The following is a 16894-nucleotide window of genomic DNA, read 5'->3' as shown; positions in this document are numbered from 1 at the left end:
GTTTTGACGCGGTATGTGACGACGGATGGGAGGCCGTTCGATGGGTGGTCCTGGTGATGGTGCGTACATCGCAGACCCGCTGATCTTGCTCGAGCAGGCGCGGTCCCTGGGTCGCAGGCGCGGTGACTTCGCGGGCGTCGCTGATGCGCTGCTGCGCAAGGGCAGAGATGCTGGAGCGGCAGCAGGTGACCACGAGGTGGCGGAGGCGGTCGAGCGTGCCTCCAGCGTGCTGGCAGGTGTGGTCAGCTCCGCAGCGGGAGCCTCGGGTGTGCTGCAACGCGGCGCGCAGACTCAAGGCGAGCAGCTCGGCCGAGCAGTAGGGATACAGATCTGATGGTCGACGGACAGCGGCCGCCGGGCGATCCGGAACAGCTGCGCGATGTCGCCCGAGCGATCGGCAATCTGGTTGAGCCGACAGGGCGGCACATGATCGCGATGGGACGGGCGACGAGCACGGCCATTGGCCACCTTCCGACGTCGCGCATCCATGACTTCGCGCTCCTCTCATCAGGCACGACGAGGCGGCTGCGCCGGGCAAGCGGGTCGATCGGCGACATCGCGGGTGCCGTTCGCCGGTACGCCGATGCTCTCGAAGACGCGCAGCTCGCCTTCGACGCCGAGGAGGATCACCACAAGAAGATCGGTGGCCCGGTCCGCATGCCGATCGCCACCGACCGTCACAGTCTCCCGGCCGATGGGCCGCGGATGACCGCCGACCCGATCCACGCCGAGATTGGCGGCAATGATGGTCCACGCATGGTCGCCAACCCACCGAAGGGCGTGGGTCCGATGCGCGAACACCTCTGGGACGACCGCAAGATGATCGCGGACCCACCACACGGCCCGGCGGGCGATCTACGCGCGACCATTCGTCCGGTTGGCGCTGATGGTCAGCCGCTCGACCTGGAGACCGCCTTGTTCAACCTCCGGCAGGCCAAGCACGCCTGCGTCACGACTCTCAACAGGCTGAGTGACGACTGGGTGCCGGGCGCGGACGGTATGTCGCCAGTGCAAGCGTGGAGCGCCGCCCTCCACTCAGCCCAGAGTGGTCAGAGCGCGCCGCGGGCAGACATGCCGATCTATCAACGTACGCCCCCAGAAACCGCACCCGAGGGCCATCGCTCGCCGCACTACGTGATCTGTCCCGAGCCCGCGCGGCGCGCCGAGCTGGACGCTGGCAGCAGCAAGGGGAGCACGTTGGCGCGGATGCCGGGTCTGGAGCCGCACCCGCCGCGCAAGCTCGAGGTCATGGCCGGCGGCGGCCACTCGACCGTCGCCATCGGCGGGCCGTTGGGGTCCGACGGGGTTCGGTCCGTGATCGAAGGCACCATCGCGACGTGACGTCCACACTTGCCCAGCACGACGACGTACCCGACGACGTCCTTGCGCTCGCCACCGATCCTGAAGTCGCCGCCGTGCGCGTCGAGCTCCTCGAGCGTGCCTCCCACGAGGCGCTCGGACTCGGCACGTTCACGGACGAGGAGATGGCCGTTCTGGATGGTGATCCCTCAGCGCTCGGTCTGCCGCATCCCTGGCTGTCGGCGTTGTCTGCCGATGAGCGGACCGCGGTGCTGGCCAGCGTGCAGCGCACGTTGACCGCGCGCGCTCCCCAGGCCGACCGTCCGGACCCCTCGCTGCTCGCTCTCGTCACCCTGCGACGCGGAGCTGAGTCCCTGCGGACGGGTGAGCGACACACTCAGTCGGACGGCGACTGGCTGGTGCTGTTCGAGCAGCCCGGCGGCGTGTGGTTGGCCGAGGAGATCGGTCCGGACGGCATGCACACCTTCACCCTCGCCCCGACCGAGGAGACAGCGCTGCGTCTTGCCGACTGGCTCGTCCCGATCCCCAGCGACCACAGCGGTTCTCTGGATCTCACCTTGACCCGTGCGCAGATCGCGGAGGACGACGAGGTCCTTGTACCCCTCTCTGATGCGGTGGTGGCCTCGTCCATCGGCGGTACGGGTGTGGCGGACCTGGCGGCGTTCGTGTCTGAGCAGCGCGTGGTGGTGTCTGAGGATGCCGACGGAGGTGCAGCGGTGCGATATGTCAGCGTCAGCGATGACGACGTCCTCGACCGCTGTCGCACGATCTTGACCGCCAAGGGAACGCCGAGGACGGCTCGCTCCGTCCGGTGAGGGGTGCGGGCATGCGGCCGCACCATGTGTAGAACCTGAACCAACTCATGTGATGGAGGTAGGTGTGCCGAGCATCGATGCGCTGCGTCAGCGGGTACGGCTGAGCCCGACCCAGCTCGACGTCCTGCGGCGATCGACCACCGGAGAGCTGGTCGATGCCGACAAGCGGGTGCTGACCACCCTGGTCAAGAGCGAGCTCTTCGTCGAAGGCGAGGTTCCGCATCCGCTGGTGCTGGATCTCGCTCGCGTGATGACGCAACCCATGATGCAGATCACGATCGAGACGACGAGCGCCCACGGACCGACGTACTCAACCCTCGCCCTCCACGAGGAAGACATCTGGTTCACCGACCCTTGGCCGGGCACCGATCCGGAGACCGACGAGCTGGTCTATCAGCGCGAGGAGCTGCCGCAGCTGCTGTGGATCCTCAAGGCCCTCACCGGTCTTCGCCGTCGGGAGGTGCCGAGTGTGGCTCGTCCGTTCCAGGTGCCGTTCGGGGCGTTGAGCGACATCTTGCTGCTGATGGGCGGGCAGACGGGGTCGGGCTGGGATGACCTACGTGCCGCCGCCCTCACGGGCCTCGACGAGACCTTTCCGGACATGCCCGACGAGGACCGCGCACTGCTCATCGGTGTGATCGGGTCGATCCAAGCGACCTGGCGAGTGACGTGCGGGTGGGGCGCGGATCCGCTGGCCAAAGGTCACGTTCGCGGTTTCGCGGTCTGGGACTGCGGGGCCGCAGGTTACTGGGTTCGTACGACGCCTGCCGAGCCGTTGAGCGTCGAGGACTTGGGCAAGGACGTTGTGGCGACCTACGAGCCTCGTGACGCGGGACAGCTGTGGGAGGCGTTCGCCGACCTGCTGCCGAGCAGCGATGAGTTGCGCGCCTCCATCACCGTGCCGGAGGGCTCCGATGGTCAAGGTTGACCAGGAAGTCCTGGCTGCTACCGCAGCTGCCCTGGACACAGTCCACAAGCAGCTCCCGGGCATGTTGACGGAGGCCAACGGCCTCGGCGTCGGAGACCTGGTTGGCGGCCTTCGCGGTGCGCCTGCTTGGGCCCAGACCAATGCCACGGATCTGCGCGCCCGAGTCGGCCTCGTACAGCGCCTCACCGAGGGCAAGCTGGACTTCGGAGGCATGAAGCTGCCCGAGGCTCTCGTGCAGCAGATCGCTGCCGCCTCGATGCCGGTCTCCGATCAGATGGCGGCGGTGTCCGTCGCCGATGTCCTGAAGTACAAGAAGGACGGGACGGTCGACACGTCCTGGCAGTGGGATCCGGGCAACGAGAACTTCAGCTCCTATCTTGAGCGGATCACCGCCAAAGCCGGTGCGACTGCTATCGGTTCGCCGGACCGGCAGGCTCAGATCCAGGCGGCGCTCCACGGCATCGGCGAGTTCCGCAACCTGGTGACCTACGGAGCCGCTTCGGTGGCTGCCTTCACCCAGATCATGACCAAGGGCGGCCCCGCGCTGCTCAACTGGATGGCGACGAAGCACCTGATCGACCCCGCGACGAACCGTCTGGTTCAAACGGGACGCGTGGGCGCCGCTAACGCGATGCAGACCGCGCTCGGCGCGGCCAACGACTACTACGTGCGAGGCAAGATCCAGTTCCTCGCTCCTGGATCCTGGAAGTTCAACCTCGCCCAGAAGCTCGGTCTGATGGTGGCGCCCAAGGTGACGGACTTCGAGTCCTGGTACAGCACCGCGGCCGCCAAGACCAAGCCACATGGGCCGCCAGGACAACCCACGGCGTTCGCGAGGATCCTCGAGTCTCGCTATGGCGTGGCCGCCAAGGACTGGATCACGCGGTCGCTCGGCACGTCGGGTGGAAGTCTCCTCGTCAAGGGCGCGAAGGTCACCAACGTGATCTTCGGCAAGCCGTGGACAGGTGTCATCAACGGCACCACGGTGACCTACGGGCGCAATGCCGGCAACCTGATCACGATGGCGCGGGCCGGTGGGTTCACCAAGATGGCCGGCGCAGCCGGCGGTCTCCGTGTGCTCGGGGTTGCCGGAGGAGCCCTTGCGACCGCCGACAGCATTCACGGTCTGGTCACCGACTGGGACAAGATCGACGACAACTGGAACTCCGGGACCCAGGGCAAGGCGAAGGTCATCGGCGATTTCGCCGAGGTCGGCTTCAACGCCTCGATGACCGCAGCGATGGTTGCGCCGAACCCCTACACGCTCGGTGCCGTGGCGATCACCGGCCTCGTGTACGGCGGTGCTCGCCTCGTCGAGCACTGGCCGGAGGTCAAGGAAAAGATGGGTGAGGCCGTGGACTGGGGCAAGAAGAAGCTCGGAGAAGTCGGTGACTGGGGGAAGGACCGGATCGATGACATCAAGAAGTCCAAGGTCAACCCGGCGAACTGGTTCTAGGGGGCCGAGATGAGCTCAGAGACGTTGTACGCGAAGGCTCGAGCCCTTGATGCGCTCGCGAACAAGATCGAGAAGGCGATGGATGCGGCGTCGACCGCTGCCTCCAGCTCGCTCTGGGAGTGTCCCAACGCGACCGACATCCGATCGGCAGTGGCGGGGTATCGCCGGTCGGCGACCAACGCCGCAACCCAGATTCGCCTGGAGGCGGGCACGGTCCGCTCGCAGGCGAAGACAGCGCTCGATCACGAGCTCGACGAGAAGCGCAAGCAGAGCGGCCACAAGCAGCCGACGAAGTAGCGGCTAGGCGTCGGACGCCTCGCGAAGAGCCGCCAGCAGTCCTGCCCGATCATTGGTCGTGACCGCGACGCGCTCGTCGTTCACGATCAGCGAGATGAAGTCGCTCCCGAGCGGTATCGCCCATGCGCCGCCGGCGAGCCGGCCGGCTTCATTCAGGAGCGTTCCATCGGCCCGCTTGATCGCGCCCGCCGAGTCCGCGAGGCGCTCGATCGGCTGTGGGGAGTGCGGGTCGTTGGCCGAGATGCTTTGCGGGTCAATGGAACCCAGCGGTATCCGCTCGCGCCCCACCCGCAGGACGCCGTCAGCGATGGTGATACTCCCGTAACGGTTCTTGCTGTAGAGCAGGTTGGCGACGATCAGGCCGAGCATCCCGATCAGGACGAGGGCAAGGATCAGATCGAGTGGTCTGTGGCCGACGACGAGCACCAGGCCAACGTAGGCGACGACGCAGACAGCACCCAGCACGATCCAGGCGCGACGGCTGACGGCAGACTCGCGATACAGGGTCCCCTTCACGACTCGCGATCGTGCCACAGCGAAGCCTGCATGGGATCATCGCCGCATGGATCAGCACGAGATCGGCTCTCCGGGGCTGGCCGCGGCGGAGAACCTGCTCGAGGGATCGGTGCATGTCCGGCATGAGCAAGTCGGCGGTGTTCCAGCCGGCACGCCGATCCGACGATGGGCCGTTGCCGGACACGATCTGGAGCAGACCGTTGGCGACGAGCAGATGCCAGGGGCCAAGCGCTATATGTGGGATGGCGAACTGGTTGCCGCGACCTCGGGCCTGGAGCCTTGTGAAGGCGCACTGTGGGAGAGCACATCTCTCCCGAAGATCACCGTGCTCGGAGATCGCGTCGAGATTCGAAGGGGGACCGCGACTCTGATCACCCGGAGTCGAATCCCGTTGCGGTCAGGCCGAACTCACGAGCGGCGTTCGGTTGTTGCGCGTTGGCGCGATCGAGAATGGACCGTGCTGCGCGGCCGGCGCGAGGGCGAGCTCACGATCGATCTGTGGCACGAGGGCGACAAGCTCCTCGACGGTGAGGCCCTGGCCGGAGTCAGGTTGCCGAAGGTGATCTCCGCTCTGCGGGACAAGTCCGCGGCAGTGGGACTCAGCTGGAGCACTGCAGCGACGCCCCTGGACGTCACTGTCGCTGCGGTGCTGGGCTCGGCCATCGATAGCAGCCTGTTGGCGAGCACTCCCCGCGAGAAGGCCGGTGCGTACGGTGCGTTCGCCGTTGATCTCCTCGGCGGCTAGGACTGCTCGGCCAGGCGCAGTGGGCAGGCATCCCAAAGTTTCTCGGCCAGTGCACTCCCCACGTGTGAACGGCCTCGGTTAGGGTCGGACGCGTTGCCTGGGGAGCAGGCGAAGTGTGATCGATCAGGAGGGAATCCAAGATGACCAGTGTCGGAGCTGATCTCCAGACCCTGCAGGACCTGCACAGCACGCTCAAGAAGCGTGCGGCGGATGCACCGCAGTTTAAGAAGGACATCGAGACCGTGGTCCACAACGCAAAGTGGGACGGCCCCAACGCCGACAAGTTCCGCAGCGCGTGGGACACGTTCAAGCCGGTCTTCGACAAGCTGCACACCTCGCTGGGGGACGCTGAGCGCGATGTGAAGAACCAGCACAACGACCTTGCCGCGTCGACGGGTTCGCACGAGCGGATCTGACAGACGGGGACGTTCAAGGGCATGCGTCATTGGCGCATGCCCTTGAACGACGCTAGGGGGAGAGCACCGTGCAGAGGTCGATGAGGAGATGGCGTACGCCCGGACTGGTCGTCGCGCTGTCCATCAGCGTCGCCGGGTGCAGCTCGGAGTCCAGCGGCAGCTCGACTCCGGAGGCCGCCCCGACCGAACCGAGCGCGACGTCTACGAGCAACCCGCCCGCCGACAGCACCGGCAGCCCGGTCGCCAGACCCGCTCTGCCGCCGTTGTCACCGCTGGAGTCCGACGCTCGTGTCAAGGCCGTTCGAGCCTTCGCCCTGCAGTACGGCAAGGCGGTCAATGCGAAGCAGGTGCGGTACCAGCCCTGGCTCGACACGATGAGTGCCCAGGGTCAGTCCTTGGCGGCTGAGTTCGTCTCCAACGACATCAAGCTCAAGGAGTCCTATCCGGGGCCGCTACCCTTGACCCCGGTCAAGGTGCACTCACACAAGGGCAAGCTCTGGGTCGATACCTGTGTGTGGGCCCATGGCTGGGGGGTTGACCCGAAGACTCGGGTTCCTGCGGAGCAGAAGACCATCCTGCCGATGTACTTCCAGCTGTCGAAGGTCGACGGGGAGTGGAAGGTCGACACGGCGGGCGAGATGAAGGCTTCCTGTAGCAAGGTGCGCGTGGAGGGACGACCATGGTGAAAAGAAGTCTGATGACGGTGGCGCTCGTTGGTGTGCTGAGCGCGGCGGGTACGACCAGCGCGGCCGCGTTCGACGGCCCGACGCCCGGCCCAGGCGTGGCTCACAAGAGCGCGAAGGACCAGGCGAGGCTCGCCGCGAGCCAGGCAGGCTTGTTCGGTGGGACCGTTCAGCGGTCGATCGGATCGTGCAACGTGATCTCCGGTCCGAGCTATCTCGGTGTCGACTGCGGCTCCGTTTCGGGTGGCGGCACGATCACGATCAAGGGCCTCCTCGGCCCGGATCCGTTGCCGGGCTGCTGGGACACGGAGATGGGTCCGGACGAGCAGGAGGCCATGGGAGTTCAGAGCGTGGCGGGCCCGGGCGGCTACACCTGGTACTGGCACAAGTGCCTGAAGGGCATCGACCCCAAGACGTTGAAGGTCAAGCCCGAAGGCGTGTCGTTCACGTACGGCGTCGTCGTCTTCCCCAACACGCCGAAGAAGGGCGACCCGCGGCCGACCATCCTGACGATCCGCCAGAAGCGTCTGGTCGACAGCCAGGAGAAGCGCGGGGTCATCCCCTCGCCCGTTGCGGGACTGTCTCCGGATGCCACGCCCGTGGTCAACCAGGCGGCGGCGTTCTTCGACGGGACCGACGGCGAGGTCGCCGTCGATGCCGGACCGATCTCGCTCCGCGCTCGAGTCGACAAGATCACTGTTCGCCCACAGGGGACAGCCGAATCGATCAGCTGTCCGGGGACCGGCATCCAGGTCACCGCCGCCGACACTCGCGCGACCAAGCCCAACGCGTGCTGGTACGAGTACGAGAACTCCTCCCACGGCCAGCCGGACAACCGCTACCAGGCGGGCATCACGGCGCACTGGAACGTCGAGTACTCGACCAACGGTGGTTCGACCTGGAGCCCGCTCAACAACTTCACGAAGCAGGCGACCACGACGGTCCAGGTCAACGAGATCCAGTCGCTGGTCGTGCGCTGAGGGGACCGTGATCGGGTTCAGCCGACCAGGAATCCGATCACGGCACCCAGCACCATGAATGGCCCATAGGCGAACCTCGTGCCGCGTCCGCCCCTGCCTGTTGCGATCAGGGTGATCGCGTACGCCGCGGCGCTCAGCACCATCACGTAGACCGCGACGACGGCAGCCGCCCACGACAGCCAGCCCAGCATCAGCCCGAGGGCTGGCGCGAGCTTGACGTCGCCCAGGCCGACGCCCCGGTCGCCGGCGACGAACCACAACGCTCCAAAGGCGATGAGCCAGCCGCCGCCGCAGACGGCCGCACGGGTGAGCGAACTCCAGCGGTCTTCCGATGCCGAGCACGTGGTCAGCGCGCAGACCACAGCGACCACCAGGGGCAGCGTGATGACATCAGGAAGACGTTGAACGTCTGCGTCGATGGCAACGAGCGCGGCCAACGGGATCAGAGTCGACGCGTAGACCCACGTCGCAGCGACGGGCTGATCGGTGTCCATCCGGTGCGCCAGCAGCGCCGCCCCCAACGGAACGGCGACGACTACCCACCAGTGCCGTGGCGGCGGTCTGGTCGCTTCGTCGTCGTCGGTGCGGTAGCGGAGGCGGCGGAGCCACCCGTATAGCACGACGCTTGACAGAGCCATCACGCCAGTCAGTGCCAGCACGCCGCCCCTTCCATGGCTCGGCGACATCCTGCCGTACGCGGCATGGGGGCTGAGATCTGACCCGTCAGTCGCGGATCAGGCGGCGGCGGTGTCGTCGGACGCGCGGACCAGGAGCACGCCGATGATGATCAGCGCGCCGCCGGAGAGCTGGATGGGCAGGGGCAGCTCACCCAGGAACCACCACGCGAACAGCACCGCGAAGAGCACCTCTGACAACGCGAGGAACGACGCGAGCCGCGAGCCGAGCATCCGAGCGGACAGCACGCCCGTGACGTACGCAAAAGCCGCTGCCAGCACAGCGATCCCGAGCAGTGGCACCAGGAAGCTCACCTGGTGGCCGGCGAACGGTACGTCCTCGGTCGAGGCGTCCATCGGCAGCAGTCCGAGTGCCCCGACGGCCAGCAGCGGCAGCACGCCCGCGGCCATGCCTGCCCCGGCCAGAGCGAGCGGCGGGAGCGACTCGTCGTGGGAGTGAGACGCGACGACGAAGTAGGCGGCCGAGCAGAATGCCGCCGCCAGGCCGAACGCCACGCCGATCAGATTGAGCGATACGTCGCCAAAAACGTTGAGTACCAACGCCAGACCTGCCAGCGCACAGCCGGCGCCGGCGATCGTCAGGGGGCTGGGGCGGCGCCGAGTCGTCGCCCACGCGTAGCCCACCAGCAGCACGGGCGAGAGATACTCAAGAAGGAGGGCGACGCCAACGGAGAGATGGTCGACTGCAACGAAGTAGAACAGCTGACATCCCGCGACTCCCGTCATGCCATAGATCAGCACGACACCGAGGTTCTTGCGCAGCAGGTGCCAACGCCCGCGCAGCTCCAACGCGGTCGGGATGGCCAGCACCAACGCGGCGATGCCGATCCTGGCGGTCACTGCAGCGGCGGGGCTCCAGCCACCCTCGAACAACGCCTTCCCGAAGGGACCCGACGTGCCGAACGCGGCCGCCGAGACCAGCGCGAGCGTCAACGCAAGGCGCCCCGGGGACGTACGAGGACTGGTCGCCCCGGCGGGGCCGGTGGGTACGGCGATGGGCTGGGTGTCGGTCATGCGACCACCTCCTCGGACGTTGCTGGACACCAACGAACCTGTAATGGCCATGAGTGCTTTATGCTCATGACGGTACGAGAGGGCACGGTCAGGAGTCAAGATGCTTTTCGCCCATGACACCGAGGTGGCTCTGGCCTACGCGGCTGCCCTGGTGAACACCCAGGCCGACGGCCCGCGCAGTGTCGAGGAGCTGCCCGATGTCGCCGCGCTCGATGCCCTTGTGGATGAGTGGGGCTGGACCGGCGAGCGGCGGCACGACGAGCTCGAGCTGGCGCAGGTTCGCGCGTTGCGACCACGGCTGCGTGAGGTCTGGAGCACGGACGTCCATGGCGTCGTCCGCATCGTCAACGGCCTGCTCGCCGAGGCGCAGGCGCTGCCACAGCTGGTCAAGCACGATGAGTGGGACTACCACCTGCACGCGACGACACCCGACGCACCGCTGGCCACCCGGATGGCCGTCGAGGCGGCCATGGCGCTGGCCGACGTCGTCCGCGCCGACGAGGTCGCGCGACTGCAGGTGTGCGCGGCCGATGACTGCGAGGACGTACTCGTCGACCTGTCCAAGAACCGCTCGCGGCGCTACTGCGATGCCGGCTGCGGCAACCGGGTCAACGTCGCCGCCTACCGCGCCCGTCAGTCCGCGCGCGACTGACCGTCCGTGCTGGCACCAGCGCGGCACGTCCCTTAAGTACGGTAGGCCGCGTGATGAACGAACCGGTGCCACCATCTCGGCGACGCGGACGCGGTCTAATCGCCCTGGTGGCAGCCGTCGTGGCCGTCATGGTCGTGGCCATCGGAGCGTTCGCGCTGCTGCGTGACGACGACGCACCCAGCGCCGCGGAGTCAACGGGAGCGCCCGGCGGATCCAGTACGTCCGCCTCGCCTTCGAGCGCGTCGTCGGCATCGTCCTCGCCCGGCTCCAGCGCGACCCCGGCCGAGGGCCGCTGGCAGACCATTGCCTCCAGTTCGCTGCCCTTCGCCTACCTCGTCCCCGCAGCCCGTGAGGGTTGGACCCGTGGAGGGGCCGAGACGGCGGGTTACGTCGATGCCCACGGCAAGGCGTTGGCCAAGGCGCAAGACCCGGCGTACTTCAAGGTCGGGTCGTGCGCGAGCGGTAAGGGCGTGGCGCGCGCATGGGTGGGCTTCTCGGCATCGCCCACGGGCGTCGTCGAGACGTCGCGAGCCGCCGCTGCGGCGTGGGCCAATGCGGTCTCGCTGCGTGCGGACGGCAAGACCCACGACACCTTCACGCCGTTCGTCAGCCGCACCGTCAAGACCGACTCGGGCGACGCGACGGCCACACAGACCAGCACGGTCGTGTCGGTCAGCGAGCTCAACGCCGAGCTCTGCATCCCGCCGCGGGTCGAAATCACCACGTCGACCGTGAAGCAAGATGGCCTGACGGCGACCCTGGTCATGGTGCGCGACCTTGACGTGGCCGACCAGCTGCCGGACGACATCAAGGACCGAATCCTGCGCTCGCTGCGTCCCACACCTGGTGTCCCGGCGAGTTGACCACAGCCGCGCCTCGTGCGCGACCGACATGTGATGGTGAGTTGAGATGAGCAACAACGACGGCAACGGCTGGCCCCCCTCGCAGGGCGGTGGCCAGAACCAGCCCGGGCAGGGCCAGCCTGGACAGGGTCAGCCTGGACAGGGCCAGCAAGGTCCTCCTCCTCAGCGGCAGGACGGCTACGTCGGTGGCACGGCAGGGCCGACCGACGCGCAGCGGTTCGGTGGTTCGTTCGGTGAGTCGTGGCGCGAGCAGGAGTTCGGGCACGGTCAGGACCGCTACTACGGCGACATCGGCCAGCAAGGCCCCCAGTCGTACGCCGACGCTCCCGTCGAGCACGGCGCGCCGCCCTCAGGTCCGATCGGCTCCGTCGGTGGTGGCGGTCGTCGTACGGCCCTGCTCGCCGCCGCCGCGGTGGCGGCGGTCGCGGTGCTCGGCGGTGGCGGCTACGCCCTCTACCAAGGCAGCAAGGACGACAAGCCCGACCCCGCCGCGCAGACCAGCTCCCAGCCCCCGTCCCCGACTGCCACTGAGTCGAGCCCCACTAGCGCACCCAGCCCGACCTCGGACTCCGGCGGCGGCATCGGCACCAAGAACGTCCCGCCGATCGTGCCGGGCTGGCAGGCCAACTACGCCGACAAGGACGGCGACCTGGTCTTCAACGCGGCATTCGACGTGCCACCCGCGGGCTCGTTCACGCCGACCGGTGGCGTCGGCAAGGCGGCCGAGCCGGAGTGGAAGCTCGGGAAGATCACCACGAGCGAGGGCTTTGGAGAATTGTTCGACAAGTCGGTGCCGACCGCCACCGGCCGCAAGCCGGCCGACTACCGCGACGGGTACTGCACGACCAACGAGGGCTCGTCTCTGGCCACGTTCGTCTTCCAGTTCTCCGGAGACCGCGACCCGGTGGACATTGCTCCCGACGCAACAACGAAATGGGCAAAGGCCATCGCCTACAAGAAGAACAAGACCTACGAGAAGTACACCGAGGGGACTCCCCAGCAGATCAAGGTGAACGGCGGCAAGACCGTGGCCGTGCAGACACGGACCACGATCCCCAACACCGAGCCCGATCCCAAGAAGTGCTCCGCGCCCAAGATGGAGCTCGTCGTCACCTCCTTCACGAGTGGCAATGCGACCGCGACCGTCGTGGGAGTACGCAAGGTTGGGATCGCGAACGCGCTCGACAACGCCACGTGGGAGAAGATCTTGGCCTCCGCACGTCCCGTCGCGCCCTGATGTCCGACCAAGGTCCTCGGCCCGACTCGAGTGGCAACGAGCCGTCCCGAGCCTTCGGCGACTCGTGGCGGGAACGGGAGTTCGGGCACGGTCAGGAGCGCTACTACGGCGACCTCGGGCAGCAAGGCCCGCCGACGCCGCAGGCGCCTGAGACGCCTGCCCACCGCGCACCTGCGCCGCCGACGTCGGGCGGCAGTCGTCGTACGACAATGCTCGCAGCCGCCGGGATCGCGGCTGTGGTGGTGCTCGGCGGAGGCGGCTTCGCGGCGTACCAAGGTCTGAAGAGTGACGGAAAGCCCGCGGCCCAGACCTCGACCGTCGCGCCGAGTCCGTCGACCACGGCGCCGAGCTCGTCGGCGCCGACATCCACCGGCGGCTCCAACCCGCTCGGCGGGCCGCCGCCACTGGTGCCCGGATGGCAGGTCAACTCGATCGACACCTTCGTCAAGGCCGCGGTCGACGTACCGCCTCGCGGGCAGATGAACCCGGGCTCCACCGTCGGCGACGGCGGGGATCCGATCTGGAACACCCTGACCGGTCGGGACCACACGTACGGGATGAACGAGGACGAAGCCCCCGGGCACGTCGTCTCATCCGACAGGACGGCGACCTACCGGCTCGGCTTCTGCTCGACCGAGAGAACCACGCGGCCGGCTTTGTCGGGTTCCAGAACTCCAGCAACCGGGACCTGGCGGACGCGGTGCCGGACTACATCGATCGGTGGGCGAAAGCCTTCTCGCTCCAGAAAGACAAGAAGACTCTCGACAAGTACACCCCGGCGACGGTCAAGCAGATCAAGGTCAACGGCGGCCAGACCGATGCGGTGCAGGCTCGCACCACCATCACCGTGACCAACCGTGATCCGAAGAAGTGCCCTCCGCCGAAGTTCGAGCTGGTCGTCACCTCGTTCACCAGCGGCACGAACACCGCGACGGTGGTGGCCGGGCGCGACGTCGGCACGCCCAACGCCATCCCCGATGACGTCTTCGCCAAGATCATCGCCTCATCGCGCCCGATCCCGTGAACCGTCTCGACCTGAGTGGTGCCGCGCTCGCGGACCCTTATCCGGTCCTGGCCGACCTGCGCGCTGAAGGGCCGCTCGTGCCGTCCGACGGCGTGCTCCTGGCCACGACCCGGGAGTCGTGCGACGCGGTGCTGCGCGACCGTCGCCTCGGCCGGATCTTCGCGCCGCGGCAGCCCGAGGCGGAGTGGGAGACCTTCAACTGGCTGCACGCCGACTCGGTGCTCGACTCCGAGCCGCCCAAGCACACCCGCCTGCGCCGACTGGTCGCTGCCGCCTTCGGGCGGGGCCACGTCGCGCGGCTCGCGCCTCGCATCCAGGCGTTGTGCGACGAGCTCCTCGAGCCCGCCGGCCCGGCGCTCGGCGACGGCACCTGGGACGTGGTGACGTCGTACGCCGAACCCCTGCCGGTTCTCGTCATCGCCGAGCTGCTCGACTGGCCGGTGGCCGACCGCCATCTGCTGCGTCCGTGGTCGCAGGCGATCGTCAAGATGTACGAGCTGGCGCCGACCGAAGAGCAGCAGCAGGAGGCGCGGAAGGCAGCGTCGGAGTTCGCGGAATACGTTGCGGCGCTTGCTGATTCGCGAGTGGGAGGTGACGGCGAAGACCTGCTGAGCGATCTCGTACGCGTCCGCGACGGCAGTGACCGGCTGAGTCGCACCGAGCTGGTGGCGACTGTGGTGCTGCTGCTCAACGCCGGCCATGAGGCTTCGGTCAACGGCTTCGGCAACGGCCTCGCGTCGCTGCTGGCCGCACCCGGTCAGCAAGCGGCTGCACGCGACGCCGTGCAGGATCCCGCGCAAGCGGCACTGCTGGTCGAGGAGATGCTGCGGCACGACCCGCCGCTCCAGTACTTCGAACGCACCGCGACGCAAGACGTCGAGCTCCTCGGTCGTACGGTCCACGAGGGCGAGCGGGTCGCGGCGCTGCTGGGTGCGGCGGCTCATGATCCTGCGGCGTACGACGACCCGGACACCTTCCGCAGCGCGCGAACAGGCCCGCCACACCTGGGTTTTGGTGCAGGCATCCACTTCTGCCTCGGCGCCCCGCTGGCCCGTCTTGAGCTGCAGACCAGCATCAGCACGCTGCTCGGTCGTACGTCCCACCTGGAGGTCGTCAGCCAGGTGCGACGACCGACCTTCGTGCTGCGCGGTTACGAGTCCCTCGTCCTCGCCGACGCCTAGCCAGGTTCGAAGCCCCGCTGGTCGAGTAGCCGGAGCGCTAGCGGAGGCGTATCGAGACCCGGTGACCGCGCTCACCTTGGTCTCGATACGGGCTCGCCTAGCGGCTCGCCCTACTCGACCAGCGTTGGCGTGGCCCCGATCTCGCGGGCGAACCACCAGAAGTCGCCCAGTCCGGGACTCGCGGTCGCTGCCAGCGCAGCGCTCCGCTCGGCGAGGGCCATCAGGTAGGCGACCGGGTCGCTGCTGGCGAGTGCGTGCGCGGGCGGCGCTGCAACGAGGCCGAGCTCGGCGAAGAGCTCGCGTTGCGTGGTCGTCCAGCTCGTCGCCAACGAGTCGACCGCGACGTGCGCGGTGATGTCGCAGCGGCCGTCGGGCACCGGTCGTACCTGCCCGCCATCGCGATACCCGGTCAGCGTGCCGTACGCCGGCCGGTCGCCTTCTCGATGGCCGTAGTCGACCCCGATCACGACGCCTCGTCGGACGCGACTGCAGAGGTCGTCCCAGGCGCCGTCTCTCGTGCGTCCGACCTCCACGCGGCGTCCGATGGTTTCGTCGCCGAGGGTTGGCCAATAGCGTTGGCACCACTGCAGATCCGCGTCCTCGACCAAGGAGCCGAGCGTCTCGTTCCCATCCGCATCGACGTCGACCTCGCGAAGCGAGCCGTTCTCGCCAACCTCGGCGACGACCATCGGTACGACATCGAGCCACTCATGCGCGATGACCAGCACGTCAGTGAGATCGGCGGGCGTGTCTGGGAGAGCGCGGCCGCCCGGCGAGACCGTCCACGCGATGTCGGCCGGGAGCACCGCCGGCCGCTCGACGACATCGAGCCCGTGCAGCTGGAGATCAGGGTCAACGGCGTGCAGTGAGCTGAGCAGCTCGCCCCGTCCGGCGCCGACCTCGACGACGTGCGTGACGTCGTACCGCCGGGCCAGCAGACTCACGGCGCGCGCGAGGAGGCTGCCGACGCCAGGCACTCCTTGAGCGGAGGTGGCGAAGTGCGCCGCCGGCCCCGCGTCCTGCCGGTAGAACCCGTGCGGGCCGTACAACGCGCGCTGCCAGGCGCTCTCCCAGGGCTGGCTCGGCATGACCGTCACTGTAGGTCCCGGGATCGGCGAAGTAGCGTGGCGGCGTGACAGAGCGAGACCGTCCCCCGTCCCTGCGCGTCGGCGTGATCGGATGCGGCCGCGTGGGCGCCACCATGGGCGCCGCGCTGCGAGCCGCCGGCCATGACGTCGTCGCCGTCTCGGCCGTCAGCGAGGCATCTCGGGACCGAGCCGCGACCATGCTGCCGGGCGTCGAGGTGTGCGAGGTGCCCGACGTCGTACGCCGTGCTGAGCTCCTGCTGATCACGGTGCCCGACGACGAGATCGCCTCTGTCGTCGACGGACTCGCGCAGCTCGGCAGCTGGGACGAGCCGCGGATCGCCGTCCATCTCGCGGGCGCGCTGGGTCTCGATGCGCTGCAGCCCGTCGTTGAACGCGGAGGGGTGGCGCTCGCGCTGCACCCGGCGATGACTTTCACGGGTACGGCGAAGGACCTCGACCGACTCGCGGGCTGCCTCTTCGCGGTGACCGCAACAGCAGAGACCGTCCTGCTGGGCGAGGCGCTCGTGCTCGATATCGGTGGCGAGCCGGTGCACGTCGCCGAGGAGGACCGCGTCCGTTACCACGCCGCGCTCGCGCACGGCTCGAACCATCTGGTGACTCTGGTCAGCCAGTCGATGCAGGTGCTGCGTGACTGCGGTTTCGATGACCCATCTCGTGTGCTGCGGCTGCTGCTCGAGGCGTCCCTCGACAACGCCCTCGAGCGCGGCGACCGCGCGCTCACCGGGCCGGTCGCCCGGGGCGACGTGAGCACCGTGGCGGCGCACCTCAATGCGCTGCGCGACGAGACGCCTGACGTCGCTGCGGCATACCGCGCGATGGCCCGGGCGACGGCCGAGCGCGCGATCGCTCGAAAGGCCCTGACGCCCGAGCTCGTCGAGCCTCTCCTGGACGTCCTCGGCAACCCCTGACCTGCGCATACGTCGAGTCCGTTCACCGCGAGAATGGCAGAAAATCGCCGCGTCG

General features: G+C 68.1%; 21 protein-coding genes. 16 read left to right on the top strand and 5 right to left on the bottom strand.

Annotation, left to right across the window (positions count from 1 at the left end):
* The first annotated feature begins 40 nt into the window (after positions 1–40).
* The 6 genes from VV02_RS22910 to VV02_RS22885 all read left to right on the top strand — a co-directional run bounded on the left by VV02_RS22910 (position 41) and on the right by VV02_RS22885 (position 4816).
* Entirely contained in the window at positions 41–334 is a 294-nt protein-coding gene (locus tag VV02_RS22910) for a hypothetical protein (protein ID WP_052595409.1), read from the top strand.
* Positions 334–1341, top strand: a complete 1008-nt coding sequence (locus VV02_RS22905) for a hypothetical protein (protein WP_052595407.1) — start codon at positions 334–336, stop codon at positions 1339–1341. The genes VV02_RS22910 and VV02_RS22905 overlap by 1 nt, the downstream gene beginning before the upstream one ends.
* Positions 1338–2135 carry a hypothetical protein gene (locus tag VV02_RS22900; RefSeq protein WP_052595405.1) on the top strand — a complete coding sequence of 266 codons (798 nt, stop codon included), beginning with the start codon at positions 1338–1340 and terminating at the stop codon, positions 2133–2135. Before VV02_RS22905 ends, VV02_RS22900 begins: the two co-directional genes overlap by 4 nt.
* 64 nt (positions 2136–2199) lie before the next feature.
* Positions 2200–3063 (top strand): hypothetical protein, encoded by an 864-nt coding sequence (locus VV02_RS22895; protein ID WP_052595404.1) that lies wholly within the window; start codon positions 2200–2202, stop codon positions 3061–3063.
* Entirely contained in the window at positions 3050–4519 is a 1470-nt protein-coding gene (locus VV02_RS22890) for a hypothetical protein (RefSeq protein ID WP_052595402.1), read from the top strand. Before VV02_RS22895 ends, VV02_RS22890 begins: the two co-directional genes overlap by 14 nt.
* A gap of 9 nt (positions 4520–4528) precedes the next feature.
* Positions 4529–4816, top strand: coding sequence for a hypothetical protein (locus VV02_RS22885; protein WP_052595400.1), 288 nt, complete (start codon positions 4529–4531; stop codon positions 4814–4816).
* Positions 4817–4819: 3 nt separating this feature from the next.
* Here the strand turns inward: VV02_RS22885 and VV02_RS22880 are convergent, their stop codons facing one another.
* Positions 4820–5332 (bottom strand): hypothetical protein, encoded by a 513-nt coding sequence (locus tag VV02_RS22880; protein WP_052595398.1) that lies wholly within the window; start codon positions 5330–5332, stop codon positions 4820–4822.
* Positions 5333–5378: 46 nt separating this feature from the next.
* On the opposite strand from VV02_RS22880, the gene VV02_RS22875 reads away from it, so the two are divergent.
* From VV02_RS22875 to VV02_RS22860, 4 genes are all read left to right on the top strand, one after another.
* Entirely contained in the window at positions 5379–6077 is a 699-nt protein-coding gene (locus tag VV02_RS22875; protein ID WP_052595396.1) for a hypothetical protein, read from the top strand.
* 140 nt (positions 6078–6217) lie between these two features.
* Positions 6218–6493: a hypothetical protein gene (locus tag VV02_RS22870; protein ID WP_052595394.1), complete on the top strand. Its 276-nt coding sequence runs from the start codon at positions 6218–6220 to the stop codon at positions 6491–6493.
* 68 nt (positions 6494–6561) lie between these two features.
* Positions 6562–7179: a hypothetical protein gene (locus VV02_RS22865; protein WP_157063508.1), complete on the top strand. Its 618-nt coding sequence runs from the start codon at positions 6562–6564 to the stop codon at positions 7177–7179.
* 11 nt (positions 7180–7190) lie between these two features.
* Complete coding sequence (locus VV02_RS22860) at positions 7191–8156, top strand: hypothetical protein (protein WP_052595391.1); 966 nt, start codon at positions 7191–7193, stop codon at positions 8154–8156.
* A 17-nt stretch (positions 8157–8173) separates the two neighbouring features.
* On the opposite strand, the gene VV02_RS22855 is transcribed toward VV02_RS22860, so the two are convergent.
* Both VV02_RS22855 and VV02_RS22850 read right to left on the bottom strand, forming a co-directional pair.
* On the bottom strand, positions 8174–8794 hold the full coding sequence (locus tag VV02_RS22855; RefSeq protein ID WP_169787741.1) for a prepilin peptidase: 621 nt from the start codon (positions 8792–8794) through the stop codon (positions 8174–8176).
* Positions 8795–8890: 96 nt separating this feature from the next.
* The gene (locus VV02_RS22850; RefSeq protein ID WP_083450373.1) at positions 8891–9865 is read right to left on the bottom strand and encodes an EamA family transporter; all 975 of its coding nucleotides are present in this window, start codon (positions 9863–9865) and stop codon (positions 8891–8893) included.
* A 100-nt stretch (positions 9866–9965) separates the two neighbouring features.
* On the opposite strand from VV02_RS22850, the gene VV02_RS22845 reads away from it, so the two are divergent.
* From VV02_RS22845 to VV02_RS22835, 3 genes are read left to right on the top strand one after another with little or no spacing between them, the layout of a single operon-like run.
* The gene (locus VV02_RS22845; protein ID WP_052595387.1) at positions 9966–10517 is read left to right on the top strand and encodes a CGNR zinc finger domain-containing protein; all 552 of its coding nucleotides are present in this window, start codon (positions 9966–9968) and stop codon (positions 10515–10517) included.
* A 53-nt stretch (positions 10518–10570) separates the two neighbouring features.
* Positions 10571–11380 (top strand): DUF8017 domain-containing protein, encoded by an 810-nt coding sequence (locus VV02_RS22840; RefSeq protein WP_483807004.1) that lies wholly within the window; start codon positions 10571–10573, stop codon positions 11378–11380.
* 46 nt (positions 11381–11426) lie between these two features.
* Entirely contained in the window at positions 11427–12617 is a 1191-nt protein-coding gene (locus tag VV02_RS22835) for a DUF8017 domain-containing protein (protein WP_052595384.1), read from the top strand.
* A gap of 103 nt (positions 12618–12720) precedes the next feature.
* Here the strand turns inward: VV02_RS22835 and VV02_RS22830 are convergent, their stop codons facing one another.
* Positions 12721–13056, bottom strand: a complete 336-nt coding sequence (locus VV02_RS22830; RefSeq protein WP_157063506.1) for a hypothetical protein — start codon at positions 13054–13056, stop codon at positions 12721–12723.
* On the opposite strand from VV02_RS22830, the gene VV02_RS27520 reads away from it, so the two are divergent.
* Both VV02_RS27520 and VV02_RS22820 read left to right on the top strand, forming a co-directional pair.
* Complete coding sequence (locus tag VV02_RS27520; protein ID WP_483806979.1) at positions 13033–13641, top strand: DUF8017 domain-containing protein; 609 nt, start codon at positions 13033–13035, stop codon at positions 13639–13641. The two genes, VV02_RS22830 and VV02_RS27520, sit on opposite strands and share 24 nt — an antisense overlap.
* Positions 13638–14822, top strand: coding sequence for a cytochrome P450 (locus tag VV02_RS22820; RefSeq protein WP_179945368.1), 1185 nt, complete (start codon positions 13638–13640; stop codon positions 14820–14822). Before VV02_RS27520 ends, VV02_RS22820 begins: the two co-directional genes overlap by 4 nt.
* A 110-nt stretch (positions 14823–14932) precedes the next feature.
* Here the strand turns inward: VV02_RS22820 and VV02_RS22815 are convergent, their stop codons facing one another.
* Entirely contained in the window at positions 14933–15910 is a 978-nt protein-coding gene (locus tag VV02_RS22815) for an SAM-dependent methyltransferase (RefSeq protein ID WP_052595378.1), read from the bottom strand.
* Positions 15911–15954: 44 nt separating this feature from the next.
* Here VV02_RS22815 and VV02_RS22810 point away from each other — a divergent pair, with 44 nt between their 5' ends.
* Positions 15955–16839: a Rossmann-like and DUF2520 domain-containing protein gene (locus VV02_RS22810; RefSeq protein WP_052595376.1), complete on the top strand. Its 885-nt coding sequence runs from the start codon at positions 15955–15957 to the stop codon at positions 16837–16839.
* Positions 16840–16894: the final 55 nt, after the last annotated feature.

This window comes from Luteipulveratus mongoliensis, assembly GCF_001190945.1.
Lineage (GTDB): Bacteria > Actinomycetota > Actinomycetes > Actinomycetales > Dermatophilaceae > Luteipulveratus > Luteipulveratus mongoliensis.
The sequence above is the reverse complement of the archived record's forward strand: the minus strand, read 5'-3'. Positions and strand labels throughout refer to the sequence as shown.

What these genes read in the sequence shown, in the direction of transcription:
- VV02_RS22885 (WP_052595400.1), top strand. Translation starts at nt 4,529, where the DNA reads ATGAGCTCAGAGACGTTGTACGCGAAGGCTCGAGCCCTTGATGCGCTC.
- VV02_RS22875 (WP_052595396.1), top strand. Translation starts at nt 5,379, where the DNA reads ATGGATCAGCACGAGATCGGCTCTCCGGGGCTGGCCGCGGCGGAGAAC.
- VV02_RS27520 (WP_483806979.1), top strand. Translation starts at nt 13,033, where the DNA reads ATGGCAGGTCAACTCGATCGACACCTTCGTCAAGGCCGCGGTCGACGT.
- VV02_RS22910 (WP_052595409.1), top strand. Translation starts at nt 41, where the DNA reads ATGGGTGGTCCTGGTGATGGTGCGTACATCGCAGACCCGCTGATCTTG.
- VV02_RS22870 (WP_052595394.1), top strand. Translation starts at nt 6,218, where the DNA reads ATGACCAGTGTCGGAGCTGATCTCCAGACCCTGCAGGACCTGCACAGC.
- VV02_RS22840 (WP_483807004.1), top strand. Translation starts at nt 10,571, where the DNA reads ATGAACGAACCGGTGCCACCATCTCGGCGACGCGGACGCGGTCTAATC.
- VV02_RS22850 (WP_083450373.1), bottom strand. Translation starts at nt 9,865, where the DNA reads ATGACCGACACCCAGCCCATCGCCGTACCCACCGGCCCCGCCGGGGCG.
- VV02_RS22845 (WP_052595387.1), top strand. Translation starts at nt 9,966, where the DNA reads ATGCTTTTCGCCCATGACACCGAGGTGGCTCTGGCCTACGCGGCTGCC.
- VV02_RS22855 (WP_169787741.1), bottom strand. Translation starts at nt 8,794, where the DNA reads ATGGCTCTGTCAAGCGTCGTGCTATACGGGTGGCTCCGCCGCCTCCGC.
- VV02_RS22890 (WP_052595402.1), top strand. Translation starts at nt 3,050, where the DNA reads ATGGTCAAGGTTGACCAGGAAGTCCTGGCTGCTACCGCAGCTGCCCTG.
- VV02_RS22905 (WP_052595407.1), top strand. Translation starts at nt 334, where the DNA reads ATGGTCGACGGACAGCGGCCGCCGGGCGATCCGGAACAGCTGCGCGAT.
- VV02_RS22815 (WP_052595378.1), bottom strand. Translation starts at nt 15,910, where the DNA reads ATGCCGAGCCAGCCCTGGGAGAGCGCCTGGCAGCGCGCGTTGTACGGC.
- VV02_RS22860 (WP_052595391.1), top strand. Translation starts at nt 7,191, where the DNA reads ATGACGGTGGCGCTCGTTGGTGTGCTGAGCGCGGCGGGTACGACCAGC.
- VV02_RS22835 (WP_052595384.1), top strand. Translation starts at nt 11,427, where the DNA reads ATGAGCAACAACGACGGCAACGGCTGGCCCCCCTCGCAGGGCGGTGGC.